Source organism: Paenibacillus glycanilyticus, assembly GCF_030161375.1.
Classification (GTDB): Bacteria; Bacillota; Bacilli; order Paenibacillales; family Paenibacillaceae; genus Pristimantibacillus; species Pristimantibacillus glycanilyticus_B.
This window is the reverse complement of sequence record NZ_BSSQ01000006.1, coordinates 81561-100451: the sequence shown is the minus strand read 5'-3', so window position 1 is coordinate 100451 and position 18891 is coordinate 81561. Positions and strand designations below refer to the sequence as shown.

The window sequence follows — 18891 nt, the reverse complement described above, 5'->3', positions numbered from 1 at the left end:
TGGCGGAGCTTGATCCTTTGCTAGGTTTAATGATACCAACATGCCTATTTAAATTCAGTTTCCGATCTTTCGGTTTAGTGTACGATTTTTATGAATCGGCTAAACTTACGTAAGTACCAATAAATTCCGCACTAACTACTCCTGCCGTGCTGTACTATAATTAGCCTATTGATTTTTAAAGGAGCAGAACATGAAGAAGAAACGAATAAACCTGCTGCGCAAAATGAGTTTTAAATCCAAAATATTTTCCACCTATCTGTTGCTCATCCTTATTCCGATCGTAGGGAGCAGCATCTGGATTTATCAGAATCTGATTCAGGATGTCAGCAAAGAACGCGATTATGTGAACAATCAACAGTTGTTATATGCCGAGACGGATATATCCAATAAAATCGACGAAGCGGAAAGAATCGGCTATATGATCTCCGTCAACACCACGCTTAATGATGTGCTGACCCAGCCCTATTACGATGCGGTCGATTGGATCTCCGTCATGAACAAGACGGTCAAACCGATGGCTTCCTGGATCGAAGCGACAACTTCCAACATCGGGTCCTTTCGCATCTTGGTCGCTGATGATGAAGTACCGGAAAGCGATTTTTTCACGCATGCCTCTTCTCTTCGGCAAGAGCCTTGGTTCCAGGACATGAAGACCGGTACCGAGCAAGGACAGGCTTATTGGCGGCATGATGCCTCGGGCCAATACTTTCTCTACTATCCGCTCAGCAACAGCGGGTACAACAATGGCGGAGGTTATCTGGAGCTTACGGTGCAAGGATCCTATTTGTTCGAGAGCTTTGAGACGAAGGAAACTTTGGGTTCCGGCATGCTGGTCGTCTTGAATAATCAAGGGCAGCTGCTATACGGAGGGACGGCAACCGAGCCATTCCCTAAGCAAATGGACTTGAACGCATCCGGTAGCGGAAGTTCCAACATGACGATTGAGGAAACGGACTACTCCGTAATGAGCAAGCCGATTCGGTTGCCGGATGCCGTTCTCGTCAGCTTAACGCCAAAAAGCGTCATGATGATGCATTGGATCAAATCCCGGAACGTCTTTTTTATCATTCTTGCCTGTTCCATTACGATTCTTGCCATTTCCGCCTATTGGATGGCGATCTTTCTCATGCGGAGAATCAAGCAGATTCTGATCAATATCCGCAAAATCCAAAAAGGCGACTTCAACATTCAAATTCCCGTTCATGGCGAAGACGAGATTGACATGGTCGCCCATGACATTAATATTATGGCTTTCAAAATTAACGAATTGATTGAACGCGTATATAAGACGGAAATTGCGCAACGCGAAGCGAAGCTGTATGCCCTTCAGGCTCAAATTAACCCTCACTTCCTCTTTAACGCGCTCGAAACGATGCGCATGATGGCCGAATACAACGACGAAGAAGAGTTGTCCGAAGCGATCGCCGCCCTCGGGAGCATTATGCGATACAGCATCACGCACAGCCAGAAGGACACCTTTGTATGGAAAGAGCTCGAGCATTTGAACGATTATTTGCATATTCAGAATTTGCTTCACAACGGACGCATTCAGTTGGATATCGATATTCCGGAACCGCTCCATCGCCTGCAGGTCCCTTCGTTCATCTTCCAGCCGATTGTAGAAAACGCCATTAAACACGGCTTCCGCAATCAAACCGGCATTCTTAGGATTGGGATTTCCATAGAGAACAACGACGGGATTTTATTGTGCCGAATTTCGGATAACGGTACGGGGATGGATGCGGAACGGCTGTCGATCATTGGGCAAAGGCTGAAAGAAGAAGTTGATGAAGTGTCCACGCTTCAAGCTTCGGAGAACGGCGGCGTAGGTCTCTTGAATTTACAGCAGCGGATTCAATTCAATCACGGCAAAAGCTTTGGGCTTGAAATCGACAGCGGAGCATGGGGAACGGTTGTAACCGTGCGCTTCCCTGCCCTATAGGAGGACAATCTCGTGTATAGCTTATTAATCATCGAAGATGATGACATTATTAGACGAGGCATTATTAAAATCGTATCGAAAATGGACTTGCCCATTTCCTCTATCGAAGAAGCGTCAAATGGGCAAGAAGCGCTGGAGAAAATCCGGCAGCTGGTTCCGGACATCATCATTACGGACATCATGATGCCTTTCCTTGACGGCCTTAAATTATTGAAGCAGATTCGGGAATGGGGACTCCCCTGCCGGACCATTATCATAAGCGGTTTCGACGAGTTCAGTTATGCGCAGGAAGCGATCGTCTATGGGGTTAACGCTTATTTGCTTAAGCCCGTTAAGAAAGACAAGCTGTACCAATCGATCAGCAAAATCATTCAAGAGTTGGACAAAGACGAGACGAACCGCAAGCCTTCCGTGAACCACTCCCAATTCGGGCATGATATCGGCTTTGTCACCCGTTACCTGGAGGAGCATTATGCCGAAGATATCGACTTGAACAAAGCCGCAAGCCTCGTCTTCATGAGTCCCGCCTATTTCAGCAGCTTATTCAAAAAGACGACCGGGGTCAGCTTCATTCATTATCTGCAGAAGATCCGCGTAGAAGAATCCAAGAAGCTGCTTGTTAACGAGCATTTGAAAATCTACGAGGTAGCCGAAAAAGTAGGCTTCACCGACGAAAAGTATTTCTTCCGCGTGTTCAAGAACACAACGGGACTTACTCCTAACGAATTCCGATTAATGAAATCGAAATGATTCCAACGCCGGGGAGAGTGAGCGGAATATGAACAAAACCGATCGGCACCTCGCCATCTTGCTTGAACTTCAGCGCAGCAAGGTTGTCAAAGCCGAAGATTTGGCCTCTCTATTCGAGACGAGCGTGCGAACGATCTATCGGGACATTCAAGCCTTGAGCGAAATGGGCATTCCCGTCTTTGGGGCTCCGGGTCAAGGTTACTCCTTGATGGAAGGCTATTTCCTTCCGCCAATCGGATTTTCGGCTGAGGAAGCAGTGGCCCTGCTCATGGGCGCCGACTTTATCGAGCAGCGGCTGGATGGCGACTACGCTAGTGTAGCGAAGGCCGTGAAAAGCAAGATTGAAGCCGTCCTGCCGGAAACTGTACGCGAGGAGTCCATACGCGTCCGGGAAACGATGCGTCTCCTTAGCGCCGGTGAACCAAGAACCGGATTACATGAGAAAGAGAGGCTCCGATTAGTAAGGCGCGCCATTCTGGAGCGCCGCAAAATAAGCTTCTCCTATAAGAAAAAAACGCCGGAAGCAGACGGCAACCGGGAAAGCGTCCGCGAGGTGGAGCCATACGGATTGGCTTTTGTCCAAGGCAATTGGACGCTGATCGGACATTGCGGCCTGCGCCAGGATATCCGCCATTTCCGGTTATCGAGAATGGCGGAGCTTGTAGCGTTGGATACGCCGTTTGCGATGCCGGATGGGTTCAACCTGAACCATTACCGGCCGCAGGATGACCGCAATGAGCATATATGGTTGCGGGCCAACCCCGAAATTGCCGATAAAATCGCCGAGTCCGGACAATTTTATATCGAATCGGCCGAGGAACGCGAGGACGGTCTTTGGGTACAATTGCGCGTTCGTACGCCGGAGGAAGTTCTTTCTCTTATCCTTAGCTGGGGCGGAGACGTTGAGGTCATGGAACCGGAATCTCTACGCTCGCGCGTTAGAGAAGAAGCCGAAAAAATGTTCAAACGCTACTGACACACTGTTGTCAGTAGCGTTCTTTTATAGTGGAATTATCCGAAAGATTGAAGGAGTGTTGGCAAGATGAGAAGCACAATAGAAGCCTTGCAGGCGTTTGAATCGGCGGTTGAACGGTATAGGGAGGAACTGGGTCCACTCCGCATGGAGCAATTGCTTGCTAAGCCAAGCGAGGAAGAATGGTCCGTTGGACAAATGGTTGTCCACTTGATCCGGTCAGCCCAATACATGCATCTGCGCAACGTGGATCAATGTATCGCGGGAGGCGATTTGGTACTAGCAGGCACAGGCGTCAAAACCGAGAACGGCAAAGCTGCCTTTGAGCTTGGAAGCTTCCCGCCCATTCGAATCCGGGTGCCGGCATCTCCCCAGTATACGCCTCAGCAACCGGACACTAAGGAGCAGCTGATCGAGGGACTTCGGGATGTATGGGAACGAATGAAACGTACGGAACCGGAATTAATCCGCGCGCCGTTAGAAAATACAGTTCCCCATCCGAGCTTTGGCGCTTTAAATGCCGTTGAGTGGTTTCTATTAATCGAGATGCACTACCGGCATCATTTCTTGCAGCTGGAACGGTTGAAAGATTTTTTGGAGATCTGATGATTACGCATGACAATCAGGGTTGCCCTTCTAGTAGGGCAACCCTGATTTGTTATATCGTTAGATCCCTCTACTCGCCGGCGTTTGTGGAATTGCCCTTCGCGAAGAAAGCCCTCGTGTCCTTGCGCCTCTGCGCAGGCAATACCCGATCCAGCTCCTCCTCGAGCCAAGACAATGTTTTACCTTGCAAATAACTCCGCATCGTCTCTTCGGCTTCGAGCATGACTAAATTAATCGTGCAGGAAGAGTCTGCACAGTCCGAACAATCACGGTCGCGATAGAGATAGCCCTTATCCTTGATGTTCTGGCACTGGAAAATCGGCTTCTTCCCCTCTACGGCTTCGACCACATCCCAAAAGGAAATATCGCCCGGATCGCGCGCGAGTTTGAATCCGCCTTTAACGCCGGGCACCGACGAGATGATACCCACTTTCGTAAGTTTCGTGAAGATTTTGGATAAATAGGTTTCCGGAATGCCTTGAAAAAAAGCAAGCTCCTTGATACCAATCGCGGATTCGTTGGGAATTAAGTAAACCAGGCAATGCAAGGCATATTCGACTCCGACACTATACTGCATCATAACTCCTCCCATTTTTGCATGGGTCAAATACTATAAATTTAATGATAACCAAGCCCCTTGTCAACCTGCGGTTTTCCATAAAAATGGATTTGACTTCGCCGGCATGAGGCCGTATATTATAGTCAAATCTAATCGGCGATTAATATTGTCGCCAATAAGATAATAGAGATATTATAGGAGTGGAATAATGGAAAAGCTGCTTGTTATCAATGCGCATCCTGCCGTGGACTCCCCTGCTTCTGTCAGCCTTCAAGTCGGCAATCATTTTATCGAGAATTACCGCAAGATGAATCCAAGCGAATCGATCGAGCAGATCGATCTTTATAGCGAAGAAATCCCGGAACTAAATAGCGCCGTTCTGGGTGCCTGGGACAAGTTAACGGCCGGCGGAGAGTTGACCGAAGAAGAGAAACGCATTACCGGCAGAATGAATGAAATTTTGAGGCAGTTCAAGAACGCAAAGAAATATGTCATTATCATGCCGCTTCACAACTTCAATATCCCTTCTCGGCTGAAAGACTATATGGATAACATCTTGATCCCTCGCGAAACCTTTAAATATACGGACAACGGCAGCGTAGGCTTATTGACCGACGGCCGGAGTTTGCTCGTCATTCAAGGAAGCGGCGGCATCTACACAAATAACGACTGGTATACGGAAATCGAATATTCGCACAAATACCTTCAGTCGATGTTTACCTTCCTCGGCATCGAGGATTATCAGATTATCCGCGCGCAAGGCACCAACGTGCTGGACACTACGGAAGTGCTGGACAAAGCGTTCAAAGAAGCGCACGAAGCCGCAGCGCGTTTAGCAAATAAAGCAGTAACGGTCTAACATTTGAAGCGAATGAATGGGAAGAGAGGGGATTAGTCCATGTCGACTTTTATTGCGGATATAAAGATTCCCGATAGCAAGCTGGCCGTCGAGGCAGCCGAGCTGTTGCGGGAGCATGGCGATGATTTACTGTGGAACCACTCGAATCGGGTATTTCTGTTTGCGGCTATGAAGGGCAACCTGAATCAAATCAAATATGATCCCGAATTGCTCTATATCAGTTCGCTCTTTCATGATATTGGACTTACCCCCAAATTCCGAAGCGACGACAAACGTTTTGAGGTTGACGGGGCTAACGCTGTCCGGGATTTTCTTAGCAGCCGCGGCGTTTCGGAGGAGTTTATTCGGCTGGCATGGGATGCCGTAGCCCTGCATTCCACAATCGGAATCGTCGAATATAAGGAAGCCGAAGTCGCGCTTATGAATTTTGGCGTTGGATTCGATGTTGTAGGGAAGAACTTTGATCTCATCTCAGCGGAAGCTCGGGAGCTAGTGGTCAAACATTTCCCTCGCGACAATTTCAAGCATGGGATCCTGCATGCCTTCTTGGATGGCTTCAAGCACAAACCGGAAACAACATTCGGCACCATTAACGCCGACGTTTGCGAGATGCTGCTCCCGGGATTCAAGAGACCCAACTTCTGTCATAGCGTTCTTCATTCCCCTTGGAATGAGTAGTAGATACGTCTTCCATTTAGATAAAGGACGAGGATTGCAAAGTTTTCTTTGCAGCCCTCGTCTTTTTTTGTAACGTACGATTTCGTCAGAACTCCCCCATTTTACAAATTTTGTTCAAAATCATATTGACAGGACACCAAAAGGTGTCATATACTAAAATCACAAAAGGACACTAAATGGTGTCCAATAAATGAATAGCCAATCCGCTCACAAAGTCGCAGCTTGCATAGCACAAAACCCAAATTCGAGGAGGAAATACACATGAGTAAATCAATTAGCACGGTAACAACGGTACCTGCCGGAAAAGCAACAACGAAGGTTCAAGGAAAAACAATCGCTTATTGGTCCGTCACGGCACTGCTCGCAGGAGCCCTTACGTTAAGCGGTCTCGGGCAGTTGATGAAACTTGGCGGCAACGTTGATCTCGTTGCAAACCTAGGCTATCCCTTGTACATCATGCAGATTCTAGGGGTTTGGAAGCTGCTTGGCGTCATCGCCATTCTTACGCCCCGATTCCCGCGGCTCAAGGAATGGACGCATGCCGGAATCTTCTTCTTGATGACCGGTGCCGCCGCGTCTCACCTGCTTGATCAGGACTATGGCAGTGGCGGGTTTAACGTCATCCTCCCGCTCTTCTACGCAGCGCTTAACGTTGCATCGTGGGCACTGCGTCCGGAGAGCCGCAAGCTGTAGGGACTCTTCAAGAAGCTTGAAATACCTAAACAAAACAGCCCCCGGAGAGCGTTATGCTCCCCGGGGGCTGTCATTTTCCACTTACCTATTGCAAAATTCCTATTTCAGGATTTCGTCCTGCGTCGCCTTCTGATCCTTCACGATTTGGAAGATATCGTCCGGCATAAGCGCCGTGTCTTTGTTCGCCGTGTACCATTCTTGGTAGAATGCGTCCAGCTTAGCGCCGTTAAACTTCGCCCAGAGCTTCTGTGCATCGGCAACTGCGCTGTCCGGTGTAATTTTCGAACCGCTTACGATCGCTTTCGTAATCAGGTTGTTAATTTCAGTATTGGCATTTTGGAAGTCTACCAACAGATCTTGCGGAACGGATGGCAGATGCTCAAGGTGAGTCAGGCCAGGGAACTTCGCGCCTTGATCGATCATGTTGTAGAAGATGTCCATGTTTTCCTTGAACTTGTCTTTCGCGAACTTCTCGTCCGGCTTATCCGGGTTGAAGCTGCTAGCCGTGAACGAACATTTGCCGCCGCTAACAACCGAGAAGATCATGTTGTAGTCTTGACCCAGGTAACCGAGTTCCGTCTTGTTCTTCTCTTGATCGATCGGGTTCGGACAGCTGGTTGGACCAGCTTCCCAATGCACGCCCTCAATACCATTCGTCAGCGTTCTGCCGGTAGTTGGCTCGGACAGGAAGTCAACGTATTTCATAACGGCTTCCGGATTTTTCGCGTTGCGGTTCACGACAGCCGTCAGCTGAACCGGATTGTTAATCCAGTTAATGAACTGGCCGCGCGGAGATTTCGGATATGGCATAATTTCCAGCTTAGCGCCAGGCGAATTCGTTTGCAGCGTTTTATAATCCGAAATCCACAGTTTGTTCCAGAAGCTGTAGTTCGACTGAACAAGGAACATGCCCGTCTTGCCGTTCAGGAAATCCTGATTCGCTTTGGCTCCGTTATTGTCGGTAATGTAGTCTTTATCGATCATGCCTCCGTCATAGAGACGTTTGGCGAAATCGATGTATTCCTCGAAGTTGTCCCAAGTGCGGACCAACTTGCCGTTCTCATCCGTATAGGAATTGCTCAAGTTGATGCCGCCGAAAATATCCCCAAGGCCCGGGCCCATATTCAGGCCGTACGTATCTTTCTTGCCGTTGCCGTCCGGATCTTGCTCGGTGAACGCTTTGGCCACCTGATACATCTCTTCCGTCGTTTTTGGCATCGTTAAGTGCAGCTTGTCCAGCCAGTCTTGGCGAATCACGATAATGAACTGCGGAATCGCTTCGTTCAGCTTGCCGAATTCATAGATTTTGCCGTCCGATTTCGTGGATACCTGCTTCAGAATCGGATTGTCTTCGAGCAGCTTCTTATAGGTTGTGCTGTACTGATTGATCATATCGTCAAGCGGCATCAGCTGCTTCTGATCATACAGCGGGTTCTTGATGTTCGGGTCGAATTCGAAGATCAGGTCCGGCGCGCTGCCGGAAGCAAATAGCGTATTCAGCTTCTGTTTCGACTCTGTCCGCGGAATCGCCGTGAACTTGACGTTATCCGGGCCGTTCTCGTTAATCCATTTCGTCCAGCGGTTTTTCTCCATCGTGCCTTCGGAAGCCGCAATTGTTCCGCGGTCGTAGACCGTTGCGCTAATCGTCGGCTTTTTGCCGCCGCTGCTGTCCCCGGATTGCGCGTTGTTACCCGCATTATCATTATTCCCGCATGCTGCCAGTACCCCTAGTAGCGTCAACGAAGCACCTGCAATCAAAGCATTTCTTCTCGTCATCTTCAGCATATATCTATTCCCCCATCGATCTAATGTAAAGTTACCCTTTCACAGACCCAAGCATGACACCTTTGACAAAATACTTCTGTAAGAACGGATAGATCAGAACCATCGGCAAGATCAATACGATAATACCGGCCGACTGAATACCTTCAGGTACGATATCAAGCGCTGACGTATCGTTGGCGAGCGTCTCGGTAAGCAACGACTGGCTTGAAATCATCTGCTGAATTAATACGGTGATTGTATATTTTTCGGTGGAGTTGATATAAATCAGTACGTTCATGAAATTATTCCAATATCCTACGCCGTAGAAAAGAATCAGCGTCGCAATAACCGGCATCGATAAAGGAAGGATGATTCTAAAGAGCAAGGACATCTCCTTGCACCCATCGATTCTCGCGGCTTCCTCAATCTCCGGCTCAATGCCTTCGAAATAAGAACGCATAATGAGCATATTATACGTGCTGACTGCGCCAGGCATCCAAATCGACCAATACGAGTCGATGAGGCCTAGGCTTTTGACAACTAGGTAAGTAGGAATAAGTCCGCCGGTGAACACCATCGTGAACAGCAGCATAAGCGTAAACGTTCTTCTGCCGTAGAAGTAACCCTTCGACAGCGGATAAGCCGCGCAAATCGTAAACACCATCGAGATAATGACGCCGCCTACTGTCATAACAACCCCGTTCCAAAGGGATGCCAGCACCCGCGTTCCTTCGAACAAAGTATGATAACTTTGCGTCGAGAAATCTACCGGCCAGAGTAGCACCTTGCCCGTCTCAACGGCTTGCTTGCCGCTGAAGGAAATGGACAGAATGTTAATAACGGGCGCCAGACACGAGATCGAAATGAGCAGCAGGAGAACCGAAATCACTATTCTTGTTATTTTATCTCCGTTAGATTCTCTCATGTCGTCACCTCAGAACAGATTGTTGTTGAACTTCTTGGCGATCAGATTCGCGGTCAGTATAAGAATAAAGGCCACTACCGATTCGAACAGACCAAGCGCAGTCGTGATGCTGAACTGTCCGCCTTGAATACCAAGCGTGTAAATGTAAGTACTAATAACCTCGGAAATATCCGATACCATCGCATTGCGCAAGTTGTAGATTTGATCGAAACCAACCTCTAGAACTCGTCCCATGGAGAGAATCAATACAAGGATGATTGTGCCTCGGATGCCGGGCAGCGTAACATGCCAGGTTTGTTTCCATTTCGTTGCCCCGTCGAGGGCGGCCGCTTCATACAGTGCCGGCGAGATCGACGTAAGAGCAGCCAGATAAATGATGGTACTGAAGCCCATCTCCTTCCAGACGCCCGATCCAACGAAGATCGTTACCCAGGAACCGGTTTTGTACAGGAACGGATAAGGTTCGCCGAATTTGTCGGTGATCCAATGGTTCAGGAAGCTCGATTCCATCGAGAACATCGTGATAACCATGCCGCCTACAATTACCCAAGAGAAGAAATGCGGCAAGTAAACAACCGTCTGAACGAATTTTTTATACCATGAACGTCTAACGCTATTAATCATAAGCGCCAAGATGATCGGTACCGGGAAGCCAACAACCAGATTGAGTACGCTGAGCCATAACGTGTTCCAAATAATCGTAATCGTTTTATCATTGCTGAACAGCATTTCGAAGTTTTTGAAGCCTACCCAAGGGCTGTGGAATACGCCATCGAAGAAGTTGTAGTTCTCAAATGCGATAACCAAGCCGCCTATTGGCAAGTATCTAAAAATCAAGTAATATGCAAGTGCCGGAGCAAACATCACCATAAGAGGCACGTTTTTCTTGAACAGAGCTTTCTTAGATGCTGATTTCAAGCTATTCCCTCCCTTCTGATTAACCTCTGCCTGTATCTGATTGTATCCGGTTACAACGGGTACTTTCTTTAACTTTAATTGGAGGAACTTTAGCTTAAATTAGATCTTGCAAGGAGGCTGCCATGCCATTTCACACCAAAAGTCTCGTCGTGAAGCTTATTCTCAGCTTGTCTCTTATCGTTATTCTGACCTCCTCCATAACGGGAATTATCGTGTACCGGTCGAATCAGAAGATGTTTCGCGAGGAAATCCGAAGCCAATTTCTGCAAAATAACAAGCAGGCGCTTCAGCGGATCAATCAGAATATTCACGAGGTAGAGCGAAGCTCGCAGACGATCGTGTTCCATCCGACCGTCGTGTCGATCTTGACCAAATCGTTAACGAATGAAGATAGAGTCGAGCAGCTGCAGCTCATGTACGACATGGTCTCGCAGGTCAAGCTCGATGCTCCCCATGTCCGGGCGATGTTTATCTACAACTTGCGGGGAGAAAGTTATTACAACGCCAACTTCGGCGCCGTATCGATGCTGGATCAGTCTACGCGCAGCCGCATTAATGAAGAGCTTGAAGGGACCAACGGGGCATTAACCTGGTTCCGGATGAAGCTGAAGAGCACGGCCGATCCAAGCGGTTACCGGAATATGGTCATTGCCGCGCGCCAGATGAAGAGCACCTATCAGGAAACGTACGGCACGCTGGTGCTGGTGCTGGACGAAGGGTTCTTCTCGGAGGTCATCGACGATATCGGCGAGGATAACAACATCATTTATTTGCTGGACAACAAGGACCGTCTTCTATTCAGCGAGAAGAACGAAGATGATCTCGATTACGAGCCCGATGTCATTCCGCTCCAGCATGAAGAGAATGAACAAACCTCCGTCATTCAGGCAACCGATCAGGGCAACTATTTGTTTGTCAAAAACATCTCCGATTCCGGCGTGTTTAAGCTGATTAGCGGACTTGGCCTGAATGCGCTCGACAAACGCAACGCAGACATCTTGAAGACGATCGCGATCTCCGGTCTGTCCAGCATTCTGCTGACCGGTCTGCTGTTGACGCTCACAAGCACAAGGCTTCTTCGCCCGCTTGGCAATCTCGTATCCGGGATGCGGCGGCTAAGGTCCGGGCAGATGAACGCCCGCGTTGAAGTCCGCTCGAAGGACGAGCTGGCCTTCCTTGGGGAGTCGTTTAACGATATGGCGGATCATATTCAGACGCTGATTGACGAGGTATTGCTCAAGCAGCTGCGGGAGAAGGAAGCAGAGCTGAGGGCGATCCAAGCGCAGCTTAATCCGCATTTTCTCTATAATATATTGAACGAAATCTACTGGAAGCTGTATCTCCAGAACGCGAAGGATACGGCCGGCGTCATCCAGTCGCTCTCCAAAATCCTCCAATATTCCTTGAAGCCGATCGAGCAGCCAAGTACGCTCCGGGAGGAACTGGAGCAGCTACGGAGCTACATCAATATTCAGATGGCGCTGTTCCATCCCGATCTGGAACTGGATATGCAGACGGATGAGCATTTGCTTGGCATAGACATGCAGAGGCTGCTGCTGCAGCCGGCGGTGGAGAACGTCTTCGTTCATGCGTTCGCCGATAAAACTACCGCGGACAAAAAGCTGCTGCGGATCCATGTATATCAGGAGCAGGAGCATTTGAGAGTGGATGTGACGGATAACGGAAAAGGCATTAAGCCCGAGAGGCTGCGCCAATTAGAGGCCGGCGAACGCGATCCCCACGGCAATCATCTGGGCATCCATAACGTGGAGCGGAGAATTCAGCTCGTATATGGCGCTCCTTATGGCCTTCAGTTTGTGAGCGAAGCCGATGCCGGAACGACCGTCAGCTTTATTTTACCGATCAGCAAGGAGGGCTTCATATGAAAGGAACTGTCTTAATCGTCGAGGATCAGCCGAATTTCCGCGAAGGGTTAAAGTTTTTTATTCGCGAGAATATGGCGAACTGGACTGTTATCGGAGAGGCCGAGACCGGACTTGAGGGCTGGGAGAAAGCTCTTGCGCTGAAGCCCGATCTTATCCTGATGGACATCCATATGCCCGTCATGAACGGCATTGAGCTTGCGGAGCGCATACACTCGCATGGACTCGATACGCTGTTTATTATCATTACCGGCTTCCAGGACTTCCAATATGCGCAATCGGCCATCCGTTACGGGGCTATGGATTTCTTGCTCAAGCCATGCTCCGACGAGGATATTACGCGTATTCTGGGCATTGCCTCCAAGAAGCTGCAAGCGAAACGCCGGGATCAGCAGACCGTAAGGGAGCATCTTCTACGTTCTATATTGCTGAGAGTGCAGATGAATCAGGAGTTAACATCGCATTTCCTGCGTTTGTTTGAAGACAGCCAGCTATGGCTCATTACCATCACGGATTATTGTCCGGAGGGCAAAAACTACGGGGCAGACGATCTTTATGTGCTGCAATACGGTATCTATAACATCCTTCAAGAGCTGGCGCTTGCTGAAGATGCCGGAGCCAAGCTGCTCATTCTGAAGGAAGACCAGTTCATCCTGTCGGTATCGTCCGGTCTTGCGACCACCTGCTGGAGAGATCATGCGGAGCTTGCGGTAAGCGAATATTTGGGCATCACGATCGACAGTACGCTGCTTGGCTCAAGCACCGACATTGACCAGCTTGTATCCGCCTATGCCGATTATGATGAACAACGCGTTCTTCCAGCCAAATTGATGCCACTGACGGTAGACCACACAGGGAAACCCCATACTGTCGAAGCGGTCAAAAACGAAATCATGTCGCTTATTATTTCCGGCGATCTTCCTGCTCTGCACGACTACTTCGAGAAGGTTGGCGGACAAGCCGCCTCTCTTCAACTGACAGACGGCAAAATACTCGTGATCAACCATGCCCTTGCGCTCCATCAAATCTCGGAGGTGCTAGGCTTGTTCGCCCAGCAGGGCAAGCCGGCGGAGCCGCCGTTGCAAGCGGTCGATCCGCTTACGAGCAGTCCAGAGCTGAAGAGTTGGTTCAAGGCAGCGTATCAGGATTTCGAGAACCGGATGGACCGGTGGAAGCAGCAAGCGAACCCGTACGTGAACAGCATCCAACAAGCGATCGACTATATCGAAGAGCATTATTTGGACAGCGAGCTGACGATCAAGCAAGTAGCCGAACATATCCATTTGAACCCCAGCTACTTGAGCACATTGTTCAAGAAGGAGACCGGCGAGACATTCACCGGCTTTGTGACCAAACTCAAGCTGCAAAAAGCACAGGTATTACTGCGCAATACCGATCTGAAAATCTCGGAGATCTGCCAGACCGTCGGCTTCGACGACTCCACCTATTTCTCCAGCGTGTTCAAGAAGCATTTCCAAGTCTCGCCGAGCGAATTCCGGCAACAGCATTAGCTGTGCTGCCTCGGCGAATAAGCTCCACCACAAAAAACAGCCCCCGAGGTGCTGCGTGCTCCCCGGAGGCTGTTCATTTTCTATTACCCTTATTGGGCTACAATTGAACCCATTGACGCTGAGGCCAGCGGCGAGAATCCTTCCGTTGGTTCGCCGACCGGCTGATTAACGGTGAAGAGGAAGCTTGCGCCGCCTACCGTCTTCACGATAACTTCCTTCGTTAGCTTATTGCTCGAAGCTTTGAGCATAAGGTCGAAGTCGCCTAGCATGGAATTCGAATCCTTCGGATCAATCGTCTGCACGTCGCCTACGGTTGCGAGTTCTTTTTCCGCGTCGGCTTTCACGTCATCCAGCTTGAAGCCTTCCGGCAGCTTGCTAATCTCTACGTAATAATTGTTGTCGACGTTCATGATCAGCTTGCCTGCCGACGCGTCGAATTTGAACTGCTCGAAGATGTAGAGCGCGTAACCGTCGCCTTTGGCCAGCGTACCGGTACGAGTCTCCTCATTGCCCTCCAGCTGGAACTTGAAGTCCTTCGTTGCCGGAAGCTCCGTAGCCGGGGCATCTCCGCCAGCCGACTTCTCGATCTTCGTGATCGTCAGCACTTTCGCTGCCTCGTCACCCTCTACCGCTTCCTCCGTGTAGTCGAAACTTACATTGTCGCCTTCCTTCAAGTCAGCCACGGCCGTGTCCATTCCTTCGCCCAACTGGTAAGCAGCCGCTTCGCCATCTACCGTGATTTCAACCGTATGAGAGTCGGCCAAGCCGACAAATACACCTTTGCCTTGTTTGCTCTCCGCCTCAGGCGAAGCAGATGCCGACGGACTTGGCGATGCCGATACCGTTGGACTTGGCGACGAGTTCACATTCGAATTCGAATCATTGTTGCAGGCCGACAAAAGGCAAGCCGCAAGCACCGTACTGCTCAGCAGAACCGTCCATTTCGTCGTGATGTTCTTGTTTTTCATTGTGGTACACCTCCTGGAAAGAGTAACGCAGCAATTACTCCGTAAGCATTGCCATACTTATAAACGAGACCACATCCGGAAAGGTTACATTAGTTTTATGAATAACATCACCTAATATCAGGGAAACCTTGTCATATCACGCCATTAATGGCTTCTCCTTGCATCGACAACTCTATGATTTTGGAGCATAATGAGAGAAATATGAGAAAAAGATTGTAATTCCGAGTAATCCGATGTACTATTACTAGTATCAGAAATCAGCACAGAAAAAACTGGAGGATGGCATCATGCGCAAAAGCATTCCCGCTTTACTTACCCTCATTATTTTAGCAGTAGTGATTAGTGCTTGCAGCGGTAACAACAACGGCAATAACGCAGGCAACAATTCGGCAGCATCCCCTTCGAACACGGCGGCAGCCGATCAAGCGAAGGACGGCGGCAACCTGATTCTAGGCGTACAATCGGATCCGGTTATCCTTAACCCGATCTATGCAGGCGACCGCGTCAGCCTGACGATCGACCAAGCTCTCTACGCTCCGCTGTTCCAAGTGAACAACGGCAAAAAAACATTCTACCTGGCTGACAGCCTTGAGCCTTCGGCTGACAACCTTACTTATACCCTGAAGCTGAAAAGCGGCCTGACTTGGCATGACGGACAGCCCCTTACGGCAGACGACGTTGTCTTCACGTTTGATACGATTCTCGACGAGAAGCAAAACAGCATGTTCCGCGAGAACCTGATCATCGGCGGCAAACCAATCAAAGCCGTAAAGGTTGACGACACGACGGTTGAATTCCAACTGCCGCAAGTGAACCCGGCGTTTGAAGCAACACTCGTGCAATTGACTCCGATTCCTAAGCATATTTTCGAAGGCGAAGCGAACATCGAGAAAAGCACGAAAAACAATACTCCGGTTGGTTCCGGCGCATTCAAATTCAAAGAGTACAAAACAGGCGAGTACGTAACGCTTGAGCGTTTCGATAACTACTTCGGCGGCAAGCCTCATCTGGATTCGATCACATACCGTGTAGCAAAAGATGAGAACTCAGCAAACCTGGCTCTGCAAAACGGCGAAATCAATGTGAAATACTTGACTCCGCAAGATGTATCTACCATTGAGAGCACTGGCAACTTCGATATCCAAGCATACTCCGAAGGCCGTCTGGCTTACCTGCTCTTCAATGAAGACAGCGACACAGGCGCTCTGAAGAAAAAAGAAGTTCGTCAAGCGATCTCTTACGCCCTGAACCGCGATGAGCTGATCCAAACGGTATACGGCTCCAGCGACTATGCCGATCAGGCGAAATCGTTCGTTACACCGGATGGTCTGTTCCACACCAATGACGTTACTTCTTACGATAACGATGTGGCAAAAGCAAAAGAATTGCTTGCTTCCGCTGGCGAAAGCAACCTGAAGCTCCGCTTTATCGTATCGAGCGGCAACAAGACGCAAGAAGCGGCTTCCCTGTACATTCAGCAAAAGCTGAAAGCTGTTGGCATTACCGTTGAACTGCAAAGCATGGACGCATCGGCGTACGGCCAAAAGTTTGTTGACCTGAAGTCTACGGATTATGAATTGTCCTATGCAGGTTACATCATGGGTTACGACCCGGATGCTTACCGGATTCTGTACACAACCGGTTCGAACTCCAACTATGCTCGCTACTCCAACCCTGAAGTAGACAAGCTGTTCGAACAAGGCGCTGGCGAAGCGGATGCAACAAAACGCGGCGAAGCTTACGGCCAACTGCAAAAACTGATCGCGGACGACGCGGTTATCTACCCAGTCGGCTACACAAAAACAATCGTAGCGATCGACAAGCGTTACGGCGGCCTGGATGAGGCAGTTCTGAAACCAGTCGTAATCTTCGAAGATCCATCCAAGCTTTACATGAAGTAAGAAAACCTTTATCGAGATCATGAACTAAATATGGATACAGGCAAAAAATAGCTGGGGTTAACCCAATGTCATTACATGAGGCTGAGGCTAACTTCATGACATTGGGGGTTACCAGTTATTTTTTGCCGTAATAAGCATAGGAGACAATCGCATGAGACAACTCATCGCTAGACGTTTACTGCAGACGATTCCGCTCTTGTTCTTCGTCTCGATCGCCTGCTTTGCCTTGGTTAAGCTGGCTCCCGGAGACCCTGTTCTCTCCTTCGTGACGCCGAATATGCATCCCGAAGACATTGAACGCATTCGTCACAACCTTGGGCTGGACAAGCCGGCCTATATTCAATATTTCATATGGCTTAAGGAGCTGTTCCAAGGCAACCTGGGCTATTCGCTTGTGAATCATCAGCCGGTTTTGGATCAAATCCTTGACCGTTTGCCTGCAACAGCCGGGCTGATGGCGAGCGCCATCGCACTCGCCGTTCTCATTGCTATTCCGCTTGGCCTAACCGCCGGTGCGAACCGCAACCGCTGGCAGGACAAGGTCATTAACATGATCTCCTACGTCGGCATTTCCGTACCTTTGTTTTACATGGCTATTCTACTTATATATTTATTTGCGATTAAGCTGCACTGGCTTCCGATCATGGGCATGCGGACGATAGGCGTCCATTCCGCTTGGGATGTGATCAAGCATGGAATCTTGCCGTGCGTTGTTCTTGCCTTTGGCTTCTTGTCCGTCTATGTGCGGTACATCCGTTCCAGCACAATCGGTCAGCTCAAGGAAGATTACGTTCAGATTCAATACGCTTTTGGCGCTTCGCGCAGACAAGTACTGTTCCGGCACGTGATGAAGCATGTCTTGTTGCCGGTCATTACGCTGCTTGGCATGTCGATGGCGGATCTGGTTACCGGCGCGATTGTAACCGAAACCGTCTTTTCCTGGCCCGGCATCGGGTCGCTTGGCATGACGGCCGTTAAAGGGATGGATTATCCCGTTATTATGGGCATTACGCTGTTCTCCGCCTTGTTCCTGATCCTTGGCAACTTGCTTGCGGATATCTTATACGGATTCGCCGATCCGAGAATCAAATCAACGAGGTGAGCTCATGAATCGGACCAAATGGCGAAATGCGGGCCTCGAGCTCGTACGCAGCAAAATGGGAATCGTCGCAATTGCGATTCTCGGTATTTTCATATTGGGAGCGGTCTTTGCTTTCCTCTCCCCTAAAGATCCTAACGCGCTGGATGCCTTGCAGCGACTGAAGTCGCCAAGCTCCTTGCACTGGTTCGGCACCGACGACTATGGCCGCGACTACTTCGCCCGCGCGCTCTACGGCGGTCGCGTCTCGCTGATGGTTGGCTTCTCGGCCATGATTCTGGCGACTACGATCGGCGTGATCGTCGGAGTAGTCAGCGGTTACTTCGGCGGTTGGATCGACAACCTGCTGATGCGTTTGCTGGAAGTGATTTTGTCGATCCCAAGCTTCCTCGTTATGCTGCTGCTCAGCGTATTCCTGAAGCCGAACCTGACGAGTATCGTCCTCATTATTGGACTTCTGATGTGGATGAACATGTCCCGTATTATACGGGCCGAGACCATGACGATTCTGGAGCGCGAGTACGTGCTGTACGCCAAAGCGTCCGGCCAGAATCACTTGGGCATTATTTTCCGTCATATATTCCCGAGCCTTGTTCCGGTCATCATCGTTAGCGCAACGAATAACGTGGCTTCCGCGATTATGATGGAATCGTCCCTCAGCTTCCTTGGATTTGGGGTACAAGCTCCAAACGCCACATGGGGAAGCATGCTGAACAACGCGCAAGGCTATATTGCCCAAGCGCCTTACCTTGCGTTGTTCCCGGGTTTATTTATACTGCTGACGGTGCTCAGCTTTAATATTCTAGGCGATCTATTGCGCGTTGGCTTCGAGCCGAAGCTTGGCAAGCGGTAACGCGTGCTT

Annotated in this window: 17 protein-coding genes; 12 read left to right on the top strand and 5 right to left on the bottom strand. The window is 49.6% G+C overall.

What is annotated here, in order from left to right:
• Window positions 1–190 precede the first annotated feature (190 nt).
• From QQK89_RS07905 to QQK89_RS07890, 4 genes are all read left to right on the top strand, one after another.
• Window positions 191–1942 (top strand): cache domain-containing sensor histidine kinase, encoded by a 1752-nt coding sequence (locus QQK89_RS07905; RefSeq protein WP_284237980.1) that lies wholly within the window; start codon window positions 191–193, stop codon window positions 1940–1942.
• 12 nt (window positions 1943–1954) lie between these two features.
• Window positions 1955–2692, top strand: coding sequence for a response regulator transcription factor (locus QQK89_RS07900; protein ID WP_284237979.1), 738 nt, complete (start codon window positions 1955–1957; stop codon window positions 2690–2692).
• 28 nt (window positions 2693–2720) lie between these two features.
• Complete coding sequence (locus tag QQK89_RS07895; protein ID WP_284237978.1) at window positions 2721–3668, top strand: helix-turn-helix transcriptional regulator; 948 nt, start codon at window positions 2721–2723, stop codon at window positions 3666–3668.
• Between the two features lie 66 nt (window positions 3669–3734).
• Window positions 3735–4271 (top strand): DinB family protein, encoded by a 537-nt coding sequence (locus tag QQK89_RS07890; RefSeq protein ID WP_284237977.1) that lies wholly within the window; start codon window positions 3735–3737, stop codon window positions 4269–4271.
• A gap of 70 nt (window positions 4272–4341) precedes the next feature.
• Here the strand turns inward: QQK89_RS07890 and QQK89_RS07885 are convergent, their stop codons facing one another.
• Entirely contained in the window at window positions 4342–4848 is a 507-nt protein-coding gene (locus tag QQK89_RS07885; protein ID WP_284238218.1) for an Rrf2 family transcriptional regulator, read from the bottom strand.
• A 190-nt stretch (window positions 4849–5038) separates the two neighbouring features.
• Between QQK89_RS07885 and QQK89_RS07880 the strand changes: the two genes are divergently transcribed.
• The 3 genes from QQK89_RS07880 to QQK89_RS07870 all read left to right on the top strand — a co-directional run bounded on the left by QQK89_RS07880 (window position 5039) and on the right by QQK89_RS07870 (window position 7060).
• Complete coding sequence (locus QQK89_RS07880; protein ID WP_284237976.1) at window positions 5039–5689, top strand: FMN-dependent NADH-azoreductase; 651 nt, start codon at window positions 5039–5041, stop codon at window positions 5687–5689.
• Between the two features lie 39 nt (window positions 5690–5728).
• The gene (locus QQK89_RS07875) at window positions 5729–6367 is read left to right on the top strand and encodes an HD domain-containing protein (protein ID WP_284237975.1); all 639 of its coding nucleotides are present in this window, start codon (window positions 5729–5731) and stop codon (window positions 6365–6367) included.
• Window positions 6368–6628: 261 nt separating this feature from the next.
• Window positions 6629–7060 (top strand): DoxX family protein, encoded by a 432-nt coding sequence (locus tag QQK89_RS07870; RefSeq protein WP_284237974.1) that lies wholly within the window; start codon window positions 6629–6631, stop codon window positions 7058–7060.
• Between the two features lie 99 nt (window positions 7061–7159).
• On the opposite strand, the gene QQK89_RS07865 is transcribed toward QQK89_RS07870, so the two are convergent.
• The 3 genes from QQK89_RS07865 to QQK89_RS07855 are packed head-to-tail and all read right to left on the bottom strand — an operon-like array spanning window position 7160 to window position 10667.
• Window positions 7160–8845 carry an extracellular solute-binding protein gene (locus QQK89_RS07865; RefSeq protein ID WP_284237973.1) on the bottom strand — a complete coding sequence of 562 codons (1686 nt, stop codon included), beginning with the start codon at window positions 8843–8845 and terminating at the stop codon, window positions 7160–7162.
• A 31-nt stretch (window positions 8846–8876) separates the two neighbouring features.
• Entirely contained in the window at window positions 8877–9749 is an 873-nt protein-coding gene (locus QQK89_RS07860; protein WP_284237972.1) for a carbohydrate ABC transporter permease, read from the bottom strand.
• A 9-nt stretch (window positions 9750–9758) separates the two neighbouring features.
• A complete protein-coding gene (locus QQK89_RS07855) occupies window positions 9759–10667 on the bottom strand; it encodes an ABC transporter permease (RefSeq protein WP_284237971.1) in 909 nt (302 codons plus the stop codon).
• Window positions 10668–10789: 122 nt separating this feature from the next.
• On the opposite strand from QQK89_RS07855, the gene QQK89_RS07850 reads away from it, so the two are divergent.
• Both QQK89_RS07850 and QQK89_RS07845 read left to right on the top strand, forming a co-directional pair.
• Window positions 10790–12553: a sensor histidine kinase gene (locus tag QQK89_RS07850; protein WP_284237970.1), complete on the top strand. Its 1764-nt coding sequence runs from the start codon at window positions 10790–10792 to the stop codon at window positions 12551–12553.
• On the top strand, window positions 12550–14061 hold the full coding sequence (locus QQK89_RS07845; RefSeq protein WP_284237969.1) for a response regulator: 1512 nt from the start codon (window positions 12550–12552) through the stop codon (window positions 14059–14061). The genes QQK89_RS07850 and QQK89_RS07845 overlap by 4 nt, the downstream gene beginning before the upstream one ends.
• 89 nt (window positions 14062–14150) lie before the next feature.
• Here QQK89_RS07845 and QQK89_RS07840 read toward each other — a convergent pair whose 3' ends face one another.
• Window positions 14151–15029: a hypothetical protein gene (locus QQK89_RS07840; RefSeq protein WP_284237968.1), complete on the bottom strand. Its 879-nt coding sequence runs from the start codon at window positions 15027–15029 to the stop codon at window positions 14151–14153.
• Window positions 15030–15316: 287 nt separating this feature from the next.
• Here QQK89_RS07840 and QQK89_RS07835 point away from each other — a divergent pair, with 287 nt between their 5' ends.
• From QQK89_RS07835 to QQK89_RS07825, 3 genes are all read left to right on the top strand, one after another.
• Entirely contained in the window at window positions 15317–16930 is a 1614-nt protein-coding gene (locus QQK89_RS07835) for an ABC transporter substrate-binding protein (protein WP_284237967.1), read from the top strand.
• A 151-nt stretch (window positions 16931–17081) separates the two neighbouring features.
• Window positions 17082–18032 carry an ABC transporter permease gene (locus QQK89_RS07830; protein ID WP_284237966.1) on the top strand — a complete coding sequence of 317 codons (951 nt, stop codon included), beginning with the start codon at window positions 17082–17084 and terminating at the stop codon, window positions 18030–18032.
• Window positions 18033–18036: 4 nt separating this feature from the next.
• Window positions 18037–18882, top strand: coding sequence for an ABC transporter permease (locus tag QQK89_RS07825; RefSeq protein WP_284237965.1), 846 nt, complete (start codon window positions 18037–18039; stop codon window positions 18880–18882).
• Window positions 18883–18891 lie beyond the last annotated feature (9 nt).